The sequence below is a fragment of the Streptomyces sp. WMMB 322 genome (assembly GCF_900090145.1).
Taxonomy (GTDB): Bacteria; Actinomycetota; Actinomycetes; order Streptomycetales; family Streptomycetaceae; genus Streptomyces.
In genome coordinates this window covers 1-17,736 of sequence record NZ_FMHI01000025.1, presented here as the reverse complement: position 1 = coordinate 17,736, position 17,736 = coordinate 1, and the positions used below count along the sequence as shown (strand labels likewise).

At 69.1% G+C, this 17,736-nt stretch carries 14 protein-coding genes, 1 rRNA gene, 1 pseudogene and 1 riboswitch; of the genes and pseudogenes, 3 read left to right on the top strand and 13 right to left on the bottom strand.

Annotated features, from left to right (window positions below; genetic code table 11):
- Window positions 1–171: 171 nt before the first annotated feature.
- On the bottom strand, window positions 172–1,668 hold the full coding sequence (locus H180DRAFT_RS27665; protein ID WP_055488896.1) for a glutamate-cysteine ligase family protein: 1,497 nt from the start codon (window positions 1,666–1,668) through the stop codon (window positions 172–174).
- Window positions 1,669–2,167: 499 nt separating this feature from the next.
- Between H180DRAFT_RS27665 and H180DRAFT_RS27660 the strand changes: the two genes are divergently transcribed.
- A complete protein-coding gene (locus H180DRAFT_RS27660; protein WP_055488895.1) occupies window positions 2,168–2,770 on the top strand; it encodes a hypothetical protein in 603 nt (200 codons plus the stop codon).
- Window positions 2,771–3,046: 276 nt separating this feature from the next.
- On the top strand, window positions 3,047–3,253 hold the full coding sequence (locus H180DRAFT_RS27655; RefSeq protein WP_055488894.1) for a DUF5999 family protein: 207 nt from the start codon (window positions 3,047–3,049) through the stop codon (window positions 3,251–3,253).
- A 100-nt stretch (window positions 3,254–3,353) separates the two neighbouring features.
- Here H180DRAFT_RS27655 and gcvP read toward each other — a convergent pair whose 3' ends face one another.
- A complete protein-coding gene (gene gcvP, locus H180DRAFT_RS27650) occupies window positions 3,354–6,242 on the bottom strand; it encodes an aminomethyl-transferring glycine dehydrogenase (RefSeq protein ID WP_055488893.1) in 2,889 nt (962 codons plus the stop codon).
- 187 nt (window positions 6,243–6,429) lie between these two features.
- A riboswitch (glycine riboswitch) is annotated at window positions 6,430–6,525 on the bottom strand.
- A 253-nt stretch (window positions 6,526–6,778) separates the two neighbouring features.
- Here gcvP and H180DRAFT_RS30990 point away from each other — a divergent pair.
- Window positions 6,779–7,210 (top strand): PRC-barrel domain-containing protein, encoded by a 432-nt coding sequence (locus H180DRAFT_RS30990; RefSeq protein ID WP_074467042.1) that lies wholly within the window; start codon window positions 6,779–6,781, stop codon window positions 7,208–7,210.
- Window positions 7,211–7,266: 56 nt separating this feature from the next.
- Here H180DRAFT_RS30990 and H180DRAFT_RS27640 read toward each other — a convergent pair.
- The 11 genes and pseudogenes from H180DRAFT_RS27640 to rrf all read right to left on the bottom strand — a co-directional run.
- Window positions 7,267–8,628: pseudogene (locus H180DRAFT_RS27640) on the bottom strand (DNA polymerase IV); the annotation flags it as partial.
- A gap of 34 nt (window positions 8,629–8,662) precedes the next feature.
- Window positions 8,663–9,274, bottom strand: coding sequence for a MerR family transcriptional regulator (locus tag H180DRAFT_RS27635; RefSeq protein ID WP_055488891.1), 612 nt, complete (start codon window positions 9,272–9,274; stop codon window positions 8,663–8,665).
- 184 nt (window positions 9,275–9,458) lie between these two features.
- Entirely contained in the window at window positions 9,459–9,932 is a 474-nt protein-coding gene (locus H180DRAFT_RS27630; RefSeq protein ID WP_028437364.1) for a bifunctional nuclease family protein, read from the bottom strand.
- A gap of 67 nt (window positions 9,933–9,999) precedes the next feature.
- On the bottom strand, window positions 10,000–10,770 hold the full coding sequence (locus H180DRAFT_RS27625) for a transcriptional regulator FtsR (protein ID WP_055488890.1): 771 nt from the start codon (window positions 10,768–10,770) through the stop codon (window positions 10,000–10,002).
- Between the two features lie 15 nt (window positions 10,771–10,785).
- A complete protein-coding gene (locus H180DRAFT_RS27620; RefSeq protein WP_074467041.1) occupies window positions 10,786–11,625 on the bottom strand; it encodes an FHA domain-containing protein in 840 nt (279 codons plus the stop codon).
- A 124-nt stretch (window positions 11,626–11,749) separates the two neighbouring features.
- Window positions 11,750–12,850, bottom strand: a complete 1,101-nt coding sequence (locus H180DRAFT_RS30695; RefSeq protein ID WP_254666213.1) for a DUF881 domain-containing protein — start codon at window positions 12,848–12,850, stop codon at window positions 11,750–11,752.
- Window positions 12,851–12,855: 5 nt separating this feature from the next.
- Window positions 12,856–13,188 carry a small basic family protein gene (locus H180DRAFT_RS27610; protein WP_028437366.1) on the bottom strand — a complete coding sequence of 111 codons (333 nt, stop codon included), beginning with the start codon at window positions 13,186–13,188 and terminating at the stop codon, window positions 12,856–12,858.
- Window positions 13,188–14,084, bottom strand: a complete 897-nt coding sequence (locus H180DRAFT_RS27605; protein WP_175437839.1) for a DUF881 domain-containing protein — start codon at window positions 14,082–14,084, stop codon at window positions 13,188–13,190. Before H180DRAFT_RS27605 ends, H180DRAFT_RS27610 begins: the two co-directional genes overlap by 1 nt.
- 58 nt (window positions 14,085–14,142) lie before the next feature.
- Window positions 14,143–16,638, bottom strand: coding sequence for a mannose-1-phosphate guanyltransferase (locus H180DRAFT_RS27600; RefSeq protein WP_055488888.1), 2,496 nt, complete (start codon window positions 16,636–16,638; stop codon window positions 14,143–14,145).
- Between the two features lie 108 nt (window positions 16,639–16,746).
- On the bottom strand, window positions 16,747–17,355 hold the full coding sequence (locus H180DRAFT_RS27595) for a cardiolipin synthase ClsA (protein WP_055488887.1): 609 nt from the start codon (window positions 17,353–17,355) through the stop codon (window positions 16,747–16,749).
- 145 nt (window positions 17,356–17,500) lie between these two features.
- Window positions 17,501–17,617, bottom strand: a 5S ribosomal RNA gene (gene rrf, locus H180DRAFT_RS27590).
- Window positions 17,618–17,736 lie beyond the last annotated feature (119 nt).

The following is a 17,736-nucleotide window of genomic DNA, read 5'->3' as shown; positions in this document are numbered from 1 at the left end:
CTCCGGGAACCGAGCGGGGTCGCTCGCTTGCGACGACTGCACACATGCCTCCAGTTCACCGGTCCGCGACGGCCGTGGACGTCCATAGCTTGCCGGACGCCGCCGGTGCCTGCGAAGCGGGGGCGCAGCTCGTCGTGGGCGGGCCCGGCTCATCCCGGCCGGCCGCGGCGGCTACGGCCCGGGGGCCCAGGTGTGCACGGGCTCTCCCGTGCGTGCGAACTCGCAGTAGCGCCTGGTCACGGCCGCGAGTGCCTTCTCCCGCTCGAGGCCGGATTCGATGGCCCGGTGGTAGGCGTCCGCCTGCCACGACGCCCCGTTGACACGACGACGGCAGCGTTCCTCGATCACGCCCAGGCAGCGGTCCCGGTCGGCGCTCTCGACGCCCCAGGCCTCCAGCCCGGCGGCGGCGAGCGGAAGCAGCTCCTCCTGCACCAGCCGCACCGCCGGCCCGGTGGCCAGTCCGCCGGGACGCCCGTGCCGCGGCCAGGTCAGCTCGGCGTCGATACCGTGCCGGCACGCTGCGTCGAAGTTCGCGGACGCGGCCGCGAAGGGCAGCCGCGACCAGACGGGGCGCGGCTCGTCGGCGAGGCTCCGCACCAGCCCGTAGTAGAGGGCGGCGTTGGCGAGCACGTCCGCCACCGTCGGGCCGGCGGGCAGCACCCGGTTCTCCACGCGCAGATGCGGCACGTCACCGGTGACCGCGTAGACGGGCCTGTTCCAGCGGTAGACGGTGCCGTTGTGCAGCACCAGCTCGGGCAGGCCGGGAGTGCCGCCGGCCTTCAGCACCCCGTGCGGATCCTCGTCGTCACAGATCGGCAGCAGCGACGGGAAGTAGCGCAGGTTCTCCTCGAAGAGGTCGAGCGCGGAGCCGATCCACCGCTCCCCGAACCAGGTGCGCGGCCGTACGCCCTGCGACTTCAGCTCGTCCGGACGCGTGTCGGTCGCCTGCAGGAAGACCGGGATGCGCGACTCGCGCCACAGCTCCCTGCCGAAGACGAAGGGCGAGTTGGCCCCCATCGCGACCTGCACGGCGGAGACGGCCTGCGAGGCGTTCCACACGTCGGCGAAACGCTGGGGCGTGACCTGCAGATGGAGCTGCACCGAGGTGCAGGCCGCCTCCGGGGCGATCGAGGATGAGGTCCGGGCCAGGCGCTCGACGCCTTCGATGTCGAGGACGACCTCCTCGCCCCTTGCGGCCATGATCTGGTTGTTCAGCAGGGTGTAGCGGTCCACCGCGGTGAGGTTCGAGGAGACCAGGTCCTCGTCCGTGAGCGTGGGCAGGATGCCGATCATCACGATCCCGGCGCCTGCTTCCTTGGCCTGCCGGTCCGCGTATGCCAGGCCGGTGCGAAGCTCCTCCGCGAGCTGGTCGAAGACCCGCCCGGACAGGCGGTGGGGCACGATGTTGACCTCGAGGTTGAACTGCCCGAGCTCCGTCTGGAAGTCCTGGCTTCCGATGCGCTGCAGCACCTCGGCATTCATCATGCGGGGCATGCCGTCGGCGTCCGCGAGATTGAGCTCGATCTCCAGGCCCATGAGGTTCCGGGGACGCTCGAAGCGCTTTTCGTCCAGGAGGACTCCGAGCGCCTCCAGGCATTCCTTCAGCTTCTGCCTGTACCGATGCCGAGCGGACAGGTCGAACCCGTCGGAGACGACCTTCTCACCCATCGGGGTGTCCCTCCTCGATACAGCCGCGTGGTGTCAGCCATGATGCCCGTCGAACCGGTCGATCACGCCTTGACGATCTCCACGTACCCGCCTGCCGGTGACCTCTCACCTGCGGTGAACGGCATGTTCCGCAGGCATGCGGCAGCGGTCCCAGACCACGTGCACAGTCCTTGTGGGAAACACAGACGGGATCCGGCCGACCACGGCGGCCGGAACGGCCCAGGCGGCAGGGTCGGCGGCTGCCGCTCACACGGTCAGGTACCGCGCAAGACGGTCCGGATACCGCCTTGCAACAGAAATATCGGCGGGTTAGGCGAAATGGTGACGTAACACCTTTCGTATAAACTCCGGTACGGATCGGGACGCGGTATCACCGGGCCGTCCGGTGCCCGCAGTCGACGGTCCCGCCGCCTCTTCGCGGCCCCTTTCCCACGCCGACAGTGCCGTCCGCGCCATGCCGAGCACCACGTGTCTCTCCAGTGAGAGGTGGCGATCCATCATGCCGCTGCACTTCCGTTCCGCCCCGGCCGACGCAGCACGCAGTGTTCTCGCGGCCTTGCGGGCGCCCGCCTCCGCACCCCGGGGACGCACACCTGCCGCCGATTCCGCAGGTCCTTCGCTGGAGATCGAACTCCCACTGCCCGTACACGAGTTGACCGGCTTCGGCCCAGGGAACGCCGCCCCGTACACGCGCCTGACCGGCTGGCGCTTCCTGCTGCGGGAGAAGGCCGCCCCTTCCGGGGCCCCGGCAGCCGGAGCGGCCGAGACGCTCCTCACCTCCGACGGCTGGGCCTTCGCCTACTTCTGCGGCGGCCCGTACGTCGCCTCGTCCCAACGGGCCCTGCGGCAGGCCGAGACGCTGCCCGGACTTCACCAGCCCAGGCTGCTGTCCGTTCCCCGGCGCTACATGCTCACCCTCTGGCTGCACGCGAACCCCGGAGCGGACATCGACAAGGGCGCCCCGGAACCCTCGGACCTGCTCATACCTCTTGCACCCGCTCCCCCCGGCATCGCGGCCCACGTCCCGCACCGCGCCGATGCCCTTCTGCCGCTGCTCACAGGCCGATCGGCGCCGTCGGATCCCCTGCTGAGGAGCGGCTGACGACCGTCGTGGGATACCGTACGCGGTGCCTGTTGCGGTGATCCAGGGGCGGCGTCACTGTTGCGCAAATACGGCAAACCGGCCCTGAGTGCGGCTCAGTTGACGGCAACCACCCGCACGAGTGATGCGTCTGTCCTGGTCGAAGAGCGGTGACACGAAATCCCTGCGGAATCTCCTCCGCAGAGGAACACTGGGACCAGACCGGAACGGGAAACGGTCACGGCCATCGTGACCGGCCGCACGGACATCACGACACAACGGAAGACGACAGCGACAATGTGCCAGCACCAGCCACCTTGCCCGACAGCCGAGTCCGCCGACCGGGAGGCCGCACACCCCTTGGCCCACTTCCCGGAGCAGGGCTGGAGTCTGCTGTGCAACGGCGTCCTCCTCTTCGAGGACACCGGGGAGCTTCTGCCGGACGGCAAGATCATCGATCCGCACCGTCCGCTCGACAGCCGCAACATCGCCACCGCTGCCTGATCCCGCAGCGGCAACCGAACAGGGCCGGCCCGGTATTGCACCGAACCGGCCCTGACACACGCGGCGCCGAATGTTCCCCGCCGCCGACGCTCTTGCGGCCTCAGCCGTCGTACTCCTCCACCGGCGGGCATGAGCACACCAGATTCCGGTCACCGAAGGCGCCGTCGATACGCCGCACCGGCGGCCAGTACTTGTCCGAAGCGCTGACCCCCGCAGGGTAGACCGCCGTCTCCCGCCCGTACGGGTGATCCCAGTCCCGGCTCAACTGCCCCGCGGTGTGCGGCGCATTGCGCAACGGGTTGTCCTCGGCGGGCCACTGTCCGGATCCGACCTTCTCGATCTCACCGCGGATCTCGATCATCGCCTCGCAGAACCGGTCGAGCTCTGCCAGATCCTCGCTCTCCGTGGGTTCCGTCATCAGCGTGCCCGGCACCGGGAACGACATCGTCGGCGCGTGGAAGCCGTAGTCGATCAGCCGCTTGGCCACGTCGTCGATGCTCACGCCGGTCTGCTTCGTCAGCGGCCGTACGTCGATGATGCACTCGTGCGCCACAAGGCCGTGCGGCCCGGTGTAGAGCACCGGGTAGTGCGGCTCCAGGCGCTTGGCGATGTAGTTGGCGCCGAGCACGGCAGCCTGGGTGGCCCGGCGCAACCCCTCGGCTCCCATGAGCCTCACGTACGCCCAGGAAATGGGGAGGATCCCGGCCGAGCCCCAGGGGGAGCCGGAGACCGGACCGATGCCGCTCGCCGGCCCCGCGGCGGGCTGGAGGGGATGGTTGGGCAGATGCGGGGCCAGGTGCTCGCGCACCCCGATCGGCCCGACACCGGGCCCGCCGCCACCGTGCGGGATGCAGAAGGTCTTGTGCAGGTTCAGATGGGACACGTCGGCCCCGAACCTGCCGGGCCGCGCGAGCCCCATCAGCGCGTTGAGGTTGGCGCCGTCCACGTAGACCTGGCCGCCGGCGTCGTGCACGGCGGCGCAGATGTCGCTGATGTGCTCCTCGAAGACACCGTGCGTGGAGGGGTAGGTGACCATCAGCACGGACAGCTCGTCGCCGTACTGTTCGATCTTCGCGCGCAGGTCGGCGGTGTCCACGTCGCCGTCCTCGCTGGTCTTGACCACCACGACGCGCATGCCGGCCATGACAGCACTCGCGGCGTTCGTGCCGTGCGCCGAGGAGGGGATCAGGCAGACGGTGCGCTGCTCGTCACCGCGTGAGCGGTGGTACGCCCGTACGGCAAGCAGTCCGGCGAGCTCGCCCTGTGAGCCGGCGTTGGGCTGCAGGGAGATCCTGTCGTAACCGGTGATCTCCGCGAGCTGGTCCTCCAGCTGACGGATCAGAGCGAGGTAGCCCTCCGCCTGGTCGGCCGGAGCGAAGGGGTGCATCCCGGCGAACTCGGGCCAGGTGACGGCCTCCATCTCGGTGGTGGCGTTGAGCTTCATGGTGCACGAGCCCAGCGGGATCATCCCGCGGTCCAGCGCGTAGTCGCGGTCGGCGAGCCTGCGCAGGTATCGCAGCATCGCCGTCTCCGAGCGGTACTCGTGGAAGACGGGGTGGGTCAGGTAGTCGTCGGTGCGCAGCAGCGCCCCGGGCAGCGCGTCCTCCTGAACGCGGCCGTCCAGTTCCTCCACGTCCGCCTCGACGCCGAACGCGGACCAGACGGCCCTCAGCTGCGCCCGGTCCGTGGTCTCGTCGCAAGCCATGCCGACGTGGTCCGCGTCCGTCTCCCGCAGGTTCACGCCTGCCTCCCGCGCACGGGCGACGATCTCCGCCGCCCGTCCGGGAACACGCGCCGTGACAGTGTCGAAGTAGCTGCCGTGCACGATCTCGACTCCGCCCCCGCGCAGCCCCTCGGCGAGCAGCGTGGCGTACCGGTGCGTGCGGCGGGCGATACCGGCCAGGCCCTCCGGTCCGTGGTGCACCGCATACATGCCGGACATCACGGCGAGCAGCACCTGGGCGGTGCAGATGTTGCTGGTTGCCTTCTCCCGGCGGATGTGCTGCTCACGGGTCTGCAGGGCGAGACGGTAGGCCTGGTGGCCGTCCGCGTCCTTGGAGACGCCGACGAGGCGGCCGGGCAGGCTGCGGGCGTACTTGTCGCGCACGGACATGTAGCCGGCGTGCGGTCCCCCGAAGCCCATGGGGACGCCGAAGCGCTGGCTGGAGCCGACGGCGATGTCCGCGCCGAGCGATCCCGGCGAACTGAGCAGCGTGAGCGCGAGCAGGTCGGCTGCGACGGTCACCACCGCGCCGAGTTCGTGCGCGTGGTCGATAACGGCACGGTGGTCACGTACCGCGCCGGAGGCTCCCGGGTACTGCAGCAGCAGCCCGAAGACGCCCTTCTCCGCCATTTCCGCCGGGATTCCGTCGCTCAGGTCCGCGACGACGACCTCGACTCCGGTCGGTTCGGCGCGGGTGCGGATCACCGCGATGGTCTGCGGCAGGCAGTCGGCGTCCACGAGGAAGACGCCCTGCTTGACCTTGCCGACCCGACGGGAGAGCGCCATGGCCTCGGCCGCCGCAGTGGGCTCGTCGAGCAGGGAGGCGCCGGAGGTCGGCAGGCCGGTCAGGTCGGCCACCATGGTCTGGAAGTTGAGCAGTGCCTCGAGACGGCCCTGCGAGATCTCCGGCTGATACGGCGTGTACGCGGTGTACCAGGCCGGGTTCTCCATGACGTTGCGCAGGACGACCGACGGCGTGAAGGTCCCGTAGTAGCCGAGACCGATCATGGAGGGGAGCACCTGGTTGCGCGCGGCGAACTCCCGCAGCTCCGCGATCACTTCGGCCTCGCTGCGGCCTGCGGGCAGGTTCAGGGCCTCATCGCTCTTGATCACGTCGGGGACGGCGGCGGCGGTCAGCTCGTCGAGGGAACCGTAGCCGACCTGGGCGAGCATCTTGGCCCGGGCACCGGCGTCGGGGCCGATGTGGCGTCGTTCGAAAGGAGTTCCGCGTTCCAGATCGGCGAGAGGGATGCGGTTGGCGGTCATCTGCGGGGGCCTCCTGGTCGCTGTGACCTACGGGGACACCACGGCGCTGGTGCCCGGACGGCCTCCCCCTCTGTCATCTCAACCTGAGAGTTTCACCGGCCCGCTCCGGCTGAGCGGGGACCCGGCTTTCACCGTCGGTGAGGAGGAGCCCAGGCACTGCTCGGCCCGCCCTGCTTTCCAGAGTGACCTCACCCGCGCGGTACGTGAGCCTGAGAGATTCCGGGGAGGAGTTGCTCCTTCGGCGCCCCCGGCTGACGCCGGGGGACTCTCCCGCACGGGGTCCACAGCCGCTTACGAGACTACCAGCGGTTCCTCCTCCAGGACCCGGAGGTGCACTCGGGTGGCCAACCACTGAAATGTGCCTTTGGGTGGTAATACGGCTTGTACGACCGGCTCCCGGCGGCCTCGGCGCCCCCGCAGCACGCCGTCGCGCGGCAGTACGGCAGGGCCGAGGAGAGGTTCGCCAGACCACCCGACCCAGGACCGGCCCCGTCCCGTGACGCACCCGGTGCCCCTGACGACGACTTGGAGGGACCGTGCAGAACGACATCGACCCACGGAGCCTGATCGGGCGCAGAGCGCACGACAGCAGCGGCTGCAAGATCGGAACGGTCGGGGAGGTCTACCTCGACGACGCGACGGGCGAGCCGGAGTGGGCCGCCGTGCGCACGGGCTTCTTCCGGCGCGAGGCTCTTGTGCCGCTGGAGCCGAGTGAGCTTGTCGACGGCGTCCTCCACGTCCCGTTCGAGAAGGAGCTGGTGCGCAGCACGCCCGTGCTCGGTGTGGGCAGACACCTCTCGCCCCGCCAGGAGCTCCAGCTCTATCTCCACTACGGGCTGGACGTGCCGCCCTCCGCCGAATCCGCAGGACCCGCACCGTCCTCACCGGCGTCTTCGGGCCCGTCGGCGATGCCGTCCTCGCCGCCGCCCGACAGGGACTTCGGGTGGATAGCGGGGACCGAAAGCTGAGCCGGTTCCCCCGTACGGCCCAGTCCCCCCGCCTGTTTCCGCCGCGCCATCGCCGCGAGCGGCGGCGGTTCGGCCGGCTCCAGAGCCGGATCGTCGACGGCGTACGTGCACACCCGGCCGGGCGCGGAGCCCGGTTCCTCGAACCTCACGGTGACCCGGCCCAGACCGCTGCCCTGCACCCAGCCGGGACCCCGTTCCGCGTGCCTCACGTCGCGGCCCGGAATCCAGCGCCGGTGGGAAGGCGCCGCCGGCGCCTCGGGTGGGGCCGCCGCCCCGTGCCCCTCCCCCGGGCGGCCGCCCGGGGCCTCCTCCCCCACCGATGCGGCGTCCGCGTCGGACTGTGCCTGCGCGAACAGATCCTCCTGCGTGAAGTCGGCCAGCCCGCTGACGCCGACGCCGAGCAGGCGCACGCCCGAGGTCGTGTCGACCGTGTCGAGCAGCCTGGCCGCTGCCTCGCGCACCACACCCGTGTCGTCCGTGGGGCCGCGCAGCGTCTCCGAGCGCGTCAGGGTCGAGAAGTCGTAGCTGCGGACCTTGATCACCACCGTGCGACCGGACCTTCCTGCCGCTCGCAGCCGCTCGGCACAGCGTTCGGCGAGACGTGCGAGGTGGGCCTGTACGAGCGACCGGTCGGTGAGGTCGACGTCGAATGTGTCCTCCACGGACACGGATTTCGCGTCACGTTCCGCGATCACCGGCCGGTCGTCCCAGCCGTTCGCCATCGCGTAGAGCGAAGTGCCGTGGGCCCTGCCCAGAAGTCTCAGCAGCTCTGCCTCGCCCGCCTCCGTCGTGTCGCCGACGGTGGTGATCCCCGCCCGCCGCAGCACCCCCTCGGTGGCCGGCCCCACACCCGGGAGGGTACGCACGGGCATCGGAGCCAGCAGTTCACGTTCGGTCCCCGGCTCGATGACGACGAGTCCGTCGGGCTTGGCCAGCTCCGACCCGATCTTGGCGAGCATCTTCGAGCCGGCCAGCCCGACCGAGCCGCTGAGGCCTGTCGTCTCGGTGATCTTCTGCCGCACCCGCCGGCCGACGGCCCGTACGTCCGAGGGCTCCGGCCCCTCGCCGAGCGCGTCACCGGCCTCCAGATCCACGAACGCCTCGTCGAGGCTGAGGGGCTCCACCAGCGGCGAAAGCCCGCCGAGGATCTCCATGACGGCCTCGCTCACGTCCCGGTAGAGGCTGAATCGGGGCGCGAGATATGCGGCGTTCGGGCACAGTCGACGGGCCTGGCCCATGGGCATAGCCGAATGGACGCCGAAGATCCGCGCTTCGTAGGAGGCCGTGGCGACGACTCCGCGCGGCCCGAGCCCGCCGACGACGACGGGCTTTCCGCGCAGGCTGGGCTTGGCGGCCTGCTCCACGGCAGCGTAGAAGGCGTCCATGTCCAGATGAAGGATCGTCGGCGCGCTTCTCACATTGGTCGATGGTGCCGCATGGCACCGACAATCCTCAGCCCGCGCGGTTGCGCCGCCGTGCCAGTTCGTCCCCCGGGTGGTCGCCGACGATGGTCTCGCCCGTATCGACATGCTCGCCGTGCAGCTGGGCCAGGGCTCCTTCGACGTCCTTCCACACCACGCCGACAGCGATTCCGAACACGCCCTGTCCACCCTGCAGCAGGTCGACCACTTCGTCGGGCGAGGAGCATTCGTAGACGGTGGCGCCGTCGCTCATGAGCGTCATCTGGGCCAGGTCGGCACGGCCGCGAGTACGAAGGTGCTGCACGGCGGTGCGGATGTTCTGCAGCGAGACGCCGGTGTCCAGCAGCCGCTTGACGATCTTGAGGACCACGATGTCGCGGAAGCTGTAGAGCCGCTGGCTGCCTGAGCCGTAGGCGGCACGGATGCTCGGCTCCACCAGGCCCGTACGCGCCCAGTAGTCGAGCTGGCGGTAAGTGATCCCCGCGGCAGAGCACGCGGTGGGCCCGCGGTACCCGATGAGTTCCGGCGATTCGTCCGTGCAGCTCTTCCCCTGCAGCGGACCTGTCGCGACCCCGCGAGGAGGGGGGTCGCCCGCCGTCATACCGCCGCCGGTATCTCTCACGCCGACCTCCGTCCTCCACATCCCGGGGAACGACCCGGAACCTGCCTCACCGAAGGTAGGCAGTCACCCATGGTGCGTCAACGATCGCCGCACTCGGCACGCCGGGTGAAAATCCCCCAAGGGGTGGTTTCCCGTAACCCCAGGCAGGGAACACGTCACGGTTCGCAGTCGCGGAGGCCGTCAAGTCATACCGGTGCCGACAGGATCACTGACTGCTGGTACCGAAGTCCTCGGGCGAGATCTGGTCGAGGAACTCGCGGAACTTCTCCACCTCGTCCTCCTGCTCATCAGGGATGGCGATGCCCGCGTCGTCCAGCACACCTTCGCTGCCGTAGATCGGCGTACCGGTGCGCAGCGCCAGCGCTATGGCGTCGGACGGCCGCGCACTGACCTCGACTCCGCTGGCGAACACCAGCTCGGCGTAGAACACGCCTTCCCGCAGGTCCGTGATGCGGACAGCAGTGAGCTCCTGACCCACTGCTTCCAGGACATCCTTGAAAAGATCATGGGTGAGCGGGCGCGCAGGCGTCATCCCCTGCTGCGCGAAGGCAATCGCGGTCGCCTCCCCGGGGCCGATCCAGATGGGGAGGTACCGGTCGCCACCCACTTCACGCAGCAGCACGATCGGTTGGTTGGAGGGCATTTCGACCCGGACACCGACAACGTCGAGCTCGTTCACACAGCAACCCTAGGCGGTGCCCCGCCTGTTTGGGTAGTCGGGACCCGCCTTCAGCTGTGCTGTGAACCTACTCACCCGGGCAGCTGCCGGGGCCGGGCCCCTCAGCAGGGCCTACGTCCATCGCCGTCTGCACAAAGACCTCGTAAAGCCGCACGGACAGGGCCGCCAGCCGGGCGGGCGACGACCCGGGGCCACCGCCGCTACGCAGGCCATGCCGGAATTCCGGCGGCGCCCCAGCGCTCGCGAGCATCTCTGCCTGGTGTTCGGCGGCGGCCTTCACCTCGCGCAAGCGTCGGGGAGGGATTCCGTGACCGTCGAGGTCCGAGACGATACGGGCGACGGAAACGGCGCCGGCGTCGTAGGAACCGTCGGGGTGCGGGGAGAGAAGCCCCTGCGCCTCCCACTCCGCGAGGTCGGCCTCCATGGCTCCGGTGATGGCCAGCAGCTGCCGGCGGCTGACTCCGGTCCCGGGAGCGGACACTGCGGCAGCCGGTGCGCGAGGAGTGCTCCGCCGGGATTGCTGGACAGACGGCGATGAGTGCTGACCCGTTGCGACGGGCCTCAGACGCTCTTTGATCACTTTTAGAGGCAGATAGAGATCCCGCTGCATCCGCAGGACGTCCCGCAACCGTTCCACGTCCTCGCTGCCGAACCGTCGGTGACCTGACGGCGAGCGGCCCGGCTTCACCAGGCCCTCCGTCTCCAGGAAGCGGATCTTCGAGACGGTGACCCCGGGGAACTCGCCCCGGAGCGCCCGCAGCACGCCTCCGATGCCCAGCGGACCGTCCGCCCTTGCCGCGGCACCGTCACCGGTGCCGCCGGGCAGTGTGTGTTCCATGCCCTTCCCGGCGGGTCAGACCGTGTGCTTGCTCGCGAAGAAGACCAGTCGGAACTTGCCGATCTGCACCTCGTCACCGTTCGAGAGCGGCACGCCGGCCTCGATGCGTTCCCGGTTGACGTACGTGCCGTTGAGACTTCCGACGTCGGAGACGGTGAAGACACCGTCCGGGCCGCGCCGGAACTCCACGTGCCTCCGCGAGACGGTCACGTCATCCAGGAAGATGTCGCTCTCAGGGTGGCGGCCCGCGGTGGTCAGCTCACCGTCGAGCAGAAAGCGGCTGCCGGAGTTGGGGCCTCGGCGGACCACCATGAGGGCGGAACCCAGCGGAAGCGCGTCGACCGCGGCCTGCGCCTCGGGAGACAGCGGCGGGGTCTGCTGCTGGCCGGTGACCTCCGCCTCGTACGCCTCCAAGCCGGAGATCGAGATCGTCGAGGTCGTCTCCGAGGAACCCTCGGCCACGGGAGCACCGCCCCGGAGCGGTGCCCCGCAGTTGGAACAGAACCGGCTCGCCTCGGCGACCTGGGTCCCGCACCTGCTACACACCGGCACGGCAGATCCTCCACCTGTACTCGAGGTTGATGGTGCACCGGAACCTATGCGTCCCGACGCTGCGGGGTCAACCGAATCCCCGCCCTGACCACCCGCATGGCCACCGCCGGGAGGGGCGACCTCGTCGCGGAACAAGGGGCGTCCGGCGGCCTCGCCGTCGGGCCCCGCCCCGGAATCGTGATGCCGGGTGGCCCGGCGCCGCGCGGCACCGGCTTCGTGCTCCTGGCGGCCCTTGCCGAACAGCCTTGCAAAAAAACTCACGGGCGATTCCCCTCGCACGAAACAGACCCGCCCGTGGGGCAGGACAGACCCTCGATGCTCTCACTCCGCCGATACGACGCCCAGACAACGTCCCTGACCTTCGGACAGTTTCCCTCACGCGATGGTCACCGGGTCCGCCGACCCCCCGCAAGACTCCGCCGCGACCTCACTGCCCGGATGACCGAGCGTAATCAGGCCGCTTCGCAGAGCGCAAGGCGTTCACGACGATCTTCTCGGAGGGCTTGACGGACGCATTCGCCTGCTCCTTGCGCAGCGTCTGTACGACGCCGCCGGGGATGTTCAGCGCGGGCTCCAGGTCCTTGGGCTTGCCGATCACCTGAAAGCGGTACGGCGGGCTGATCTTGTGACCGTCCACGCTCACGCCTCCCGAACTGTCCGAGAAGTACGTATTCGCAACCACCCGTACGTTGTTGACCTCGATCGCCTCGGCCCCCGCCGCACGCAGCTCCTGCACGGCGTCCAGCAGCATGTCCGCCTCGACGGATCCTCCGGGGTCGGTCACGGTCAGCTCGATGCCGGGGCCCTCGGCACCCACCGTACCTGCGAGGACGCCGAGTTGACGCGCCTTCTGACGCGTCTGCTTCCGTGCCTCCTCGGCCTGGTCCGAACTGTTCTCCAACTCGGTGCGCTGGCGCTCGAGGCTCTGCTTCTCGCCCTCGAGCCGCTTGCTGCGGTCGTCCAGTTCGTCGAGGATGCGCACCAGGTCCTCCTGGCGCGCGCCGCGCAGCGAACTGTTCTCACTCGTGGACCGGACCTGGATCGCAAGCCCGAGGCCGAGTACGAACAGCAGCAGGGCGACGATGAGTTGAGCCCGCGTCACGCGCGGCGGCCAGACCGCCTGGGCCAGCCGCTGCCTTCCCGTACTCCCGTTGCCCGTCCCGCCGCCCGGCGCCTGTCCGGCGGCCCCGGAGGACGCCTCCCGCCTCTCGCGTGCCGGCCCTGCCTTCTTGTCGCCCTTGTCGCCGGAGCTGTCCGGGGTGCCCTTCGCGGTGCCCTCGTGGTCCTGCGAACTGCCGTGCCCCGCACTCGACTCGGCGGCACCCCGTGCGTGCGACCGGCCTGCTTCGGCACCGGCGCTGCCGGCGGGCCGCTCCGGCCTGCCGGGGCTGGAACCCTGCGCATCGTCCCGCGCACCGCCGCCTTCAGGCCGCTCCGACCGTGCCGGACCACTGTTCCTTCCGCGGTCCTCCGCCCGTTTCTCGGGCGGCAGTTCGCCCGGGAACCTGTTTCCTTCTTCGCCACTCATCCGCTTCACGCCCTGAAGACGTGCCGGCGGATCGCGGCCGCGTTGGAGAAAATACGGATTCCGAGCACCACCACGACGCCGGTGGAGAGTTGGGCCCCGACCCCCAGCTTGTCGCCGAGGAACACGATCAGCGCAGCGACCACTACGTTCGACAGGAACGACACGACGAACACCTTGTCGTCGAAGATCCCGTCGAGCATGGCCCTCAGCCCACCGAAGACCGCGTCCAGCGCCGCAACAACGGCGATCGGGAGATAGGGCTCGACGATCGTCGGGACGACCGGCCGGACCACGAGTCCGGCCACGACCCCGACGATGAGGCCCAGTACGGCGATCACTATCTGCTGCCCTCTCCTGTCTGCACCGGCTTTGCCGTTCGGACGATCAGGCTCGGCGCGGCCGGAAGCCGCACGTCGTCCTGGGTGCTGATGCTGGTGCGCACACCGTAGTTCTCCTGCAGCACCCGCAAGTACTGCCCGTCGGCACTGTCCTGGAACGTCGTGTTGAGCTGCTTCCCCGGCCCGATTGCGAGCAGGGTGTAAGGCGGCACGAGCGGCTTGTTGTCCACGAGGATCGCGTCGCCCGCGGCCCTGATGGCGGAAACCGACGTCAGGCGCTGGCCGTTGACGGACACGGCCTCCGCACCCGATTCCCAGAGCCCGTTGACCACACGCTGCAGATCCCGGTCGCGCACCCGCCCGTTGTCGGAGAATCCGCTGCTCTGCCGGGGACCTCCGCCGTCGCTGTCCTCGGTGTCCTTGGCGTCGTCGACGACCAGCTTGATGCCTGGTCCGTGCACGGGGAGCGCGCCCGAAAGCAGCCCGGCCACCTCCGCCTGGTTGCCCCCGTGCTTCTCCAGGGCCCTGCGCTGCCGGGCCTCGACGTCCTTGCGCAGCCGGTCGACGCTCTTCTGCAGTGAGTCGGCGCGGCGGTCGCCGTCATCGATCCGGGAGATCAGCTCCTGCCGCTCCTTGGCGAGCTCGGGTGCGGACACCCGCGCCTGCGCCGCGCCCACGGTGACGACCAGCGCGACGAGGACCAGCCCGGCGGCGAGACCGACCTTTGCCCGAACGGTCCCCGGCATGCCGGACTGGCCCTCCACCCCGCGGCGGGCAGCGGCTTGGGCATACCCGTCGTCGAGGCTGTTGTGCATCGCGTTGTTCAGCAGCGACATGGAGGCATCGGGCCGCGCGGGCCGCGATGCGATACTCCGTTCGGGCGGCTGCTGCGACATGACGCACATCGTCGCACGGCAAGGTCACTGCCGCCGAACGGACCCGTCTCTTTCAGGCTCAGCGGCCGGCGCTGTCGACCACCGCGGACCATTCGTCCAGCAATGACTGTGCGGAGGCGTCATCGGGGCCTTCGGCCCACAGATGAGTCACTGCCTCCGCCGGGTCCGGCAGCACCATCACCCACCGGCCGTCGGGCTCCACGATGCGGATGCCGTCGGTGGTGTCCACGGACCGGTCGCCCGCCGCCTCGACCACGGTCCGCATCACAAGTCCCTTCACGGCCCACGGAGTTGCGAGATCACGCTTGAGTACGTGCGCCCGTGGAATCCGTGCGTCGATCTGGCTGAGCGTGAGCTGAGCGCGGGCGACGAGACCGATGAGACGTACGAAGGCGGCGGAGCCGTCGAAGACGGAACTGAACTCCGGGATGATGTAGCCGCCCCGTCCATCGCCTCCGAAGACCGTCGTGTCGTCGCGGCCGACGCGGGTCAGGTCGTCGGGTGACGTCGTCGTCCACTCCACCTGCGTGCCGTGATAGGCGGCGACCTGTTCGGCGATGCGGGTCGTGGTCACCGGCAGTGCCACCTTGCCGGTGCGCCTCTCGGCCGCGATCAGGTCGAGCATCACCAGCAGAGCCCTGTCGTCCTCGACGATCCGACCCTGCTCGTCGACGAGGGAGAGACGGTCGCCGACCGGGTCGAAGCGGATTCCGAAGGCGGCGCGGGCGGACGCGACGATCTCCCCGAGCCGGACGAGGCCCGAGCGGCGCTCGTCGGCGGTCTCCGTGGGGCGTGACTCGTCCAGGCCGGGGTTGATGGTCAGCGAGTCCACGCCGAGGCGCCCGAGCAGGCTCGGCAGGACCAGGCCGGCACTGCCGTTGGAGGCGTCCACGACCACCTTGAGTCCGGACTCCTCCACGCCCGTGGTGTCCACGGACCGCAGCATCGCGCCCGTGTAGGAGTCGTACACGCTCGACGGGAAGCGCAGATCACCGATCTCGCCGGGGAACGCCCGCCTGTACTCCTGCCGCGCGAAGACTCTGTCGAGTTTGCGCTGCGCCGCCTGGGAGAGGTCGGCTCCGCGCTCGTCGAAGAACATGATGTCGACGTTGTCGGGCACGCCGGGCGTCGTACGGATCATGATGCCGCCGGCGCTGCCGCGTGCCGTCTGCTGGCGGGCTACCGGCAGCGGCACGTTCTCCAGGTCCCGCACGTCGATCGCGCTGGTCTGCAGCGCGGAGATCATGGCCCGCTTCAGCGCGCGCGCACCGCGCGAGTGGTCCCGGGCGGTGGTGACGGTGGAGCCCTTCTTCAATGTGGTCGCATAGGCACCGGCCAGCCGTACGGCGAGTTCCGGCGTGATCTCGACGTTCACGATGCCCGACACGCCGCGGGCCCCGAAGAGATGGGCCTGTCCTCGCGACTCCCAGATGACGGACGTGTTGACGAACGCGCCGGCCTCCACCGTCTTGAATGGGTAGACCCGCACGTTGCCCTGGACGATGGACTCCTCGCCGATGAGGCACTCGTCCCCGATCACGGCGCCGTCCTCGATGCGGGCCGCTCGCATGATGTCGGTGTTCTTGCCGACCACGCAGCCCCGCAGATTGGCCTGCGGCCCGATGTAGACGTTCTGGTCGACCACGGCACGGTGCAGGAAGGCGCCGCTCTTGACGACGACGTTGGAGCCGACGACCGAGTGCTCGCGGAGTTCGGCCCCCGCCTCGATCTTCGCGTAGTCGCCGATGTAGAGGGGACCCCGAAGAACCGCGTCAGGGTGTACTTCTGCTCCCTCGGCGACCCACACCCCGGGGGAGATCTCGAAACCGTCGATGTCGACCTCGACCTTGCCCTCGAGCACGTCGGCCTGGGCCTTGACGTAGCTCTCGTGCGTCCCGACGTCTTCCCAGTACCCCTCGGCGACGAAGCCGTAGATCGGCTTGCCTTCCTTCATCAGCTGCGGGAAGACGTCGCCGGACCAGTCGACCGGCACATCCGGGTCCACGTAGTCGAAGACCTCGGGCTCCATCACGTAAATGCCTGTGTTGACGGTGTCCGAGAACACCTGCCCCCACGTGGGCTTCTCCAGGAAGCGCTCCACCTGTCCGTCGTCGTTCACGATGGTGATGCCGAACTCGAGGGGGTTGTGCACACGCGTGAGGCAGACCGTGACGAGCCCCCCTTGCCGCTTGTGGTAGTCGATGAGTTCGGTCAGGTCGAAGTCGGTGAGCGCGTCGCCGGAGATGACGAGGAACGAGTCGTCCCTGAGGGCCTCTTCCGCATTCTTGACGCTGCCCGCGGTACCGAGGGGCTTCTCCTCGTTGGCGTAACTCAGCTCCATGCCGAGCTCTTCGCCGTCCCCGAAGTAATTCCTGACGAGAGAGGCGAGAAATTGCACGGTCACAACGGTCTCGGTGAGTCCGTGGCGCTTCAGCAACCGCAGTACGTGCTCCATGATGGGGCGATTGGCCACGGGCAGCAGCGGCTTGGGCATGCTCGCGGTCATGGGGCGAAGGCGGGTGCCTTCACCTCCGGCCATAACGACGGCCTTCATATCGGAAGCGTCCTCCTCGGTAAGACGACGGTCATACCGACTTCCCCGATCGGGGAAGGCCCACACATTCGCCCGGCACAATCCAGCCGCCGCGACCTGGGAAAAACCTCAAGCAGCCGCTGCGCCGGCGCCGAGCAGACGTCGCACTTGTACCACGTACAGGATCCCGGCCCACCAGTAGAGCGCCGTTCCCCACCCGGCGAAGGCCCATCCGAAAATCGCCGCCAGAGATGCGATCCAACCGCTTCCGTCGCTGAGAAGCAGCAGGGGAAAGGCGTACATCAAGTTGAACGTCGCAGCTTTCCCGAGGAAGTTCACCTGGGGAGGCGCATACCCGTTCCGGTCAAGAAGCCACACCATCACCAGCAGCAGGAGTTCACGCGCCAGGAGCGTCGCGGTGAGCCAGAAGGGCAGGATGCCTCGCCACGTGAGTCCCAGCAGGGTGGAGAGGATGTACAGCCTGTCCGCTGCGGGATCCAGGATCCGGCCCAGGTCGCTCACCTGGTTCCAGCGGCGGGCGAGCTTCCCGTCGAGGTAGTCGCTGATGCCGCTCAGCGCGAGGACCAGCAGGGCCCAGCCGTCACAGTTCGGCCCGCCGAAAACCGGCCACAGGATCAGCCACAGGAAGACCGGGACGCCCAGGAGGCGCGCCATGCTGAGGATGTTCGGGATGGTGAAGACCCGGCCCTCCTCGGACTTCCTGTCCTGGACCTCCACCGGGCCTCCCCTGAACACGCGCCGACGATGCACCCAGACACTACCGGCAGGCCGGCGCCCCATGCACAGCGCCCCCGTTCAACGACGAGAAGCCCCGTTGGTGTGGTGGCTGTGCCACCCTCCAACGGGGCTTCTCCTACTAAGAGTTCGGCGGTGTCCTACTCTCCCACACGCTCCCGCATGCAGTACCATCGGCGCAGTAAGGCTTAGCTTCCGGGTTCGGAAAGTAACCGGGCGTTTCCCTCACGCTATGACCACCGAAACACACCCCCCACACATGGCCGGGGGAAAACTCGTGTGCCGGCGCACTGTTCAATTGAACACGAACAACCAGAACGGTTGCTGTTTCAGATACCGCACAGTGGACGCGAGCAAAAAGAA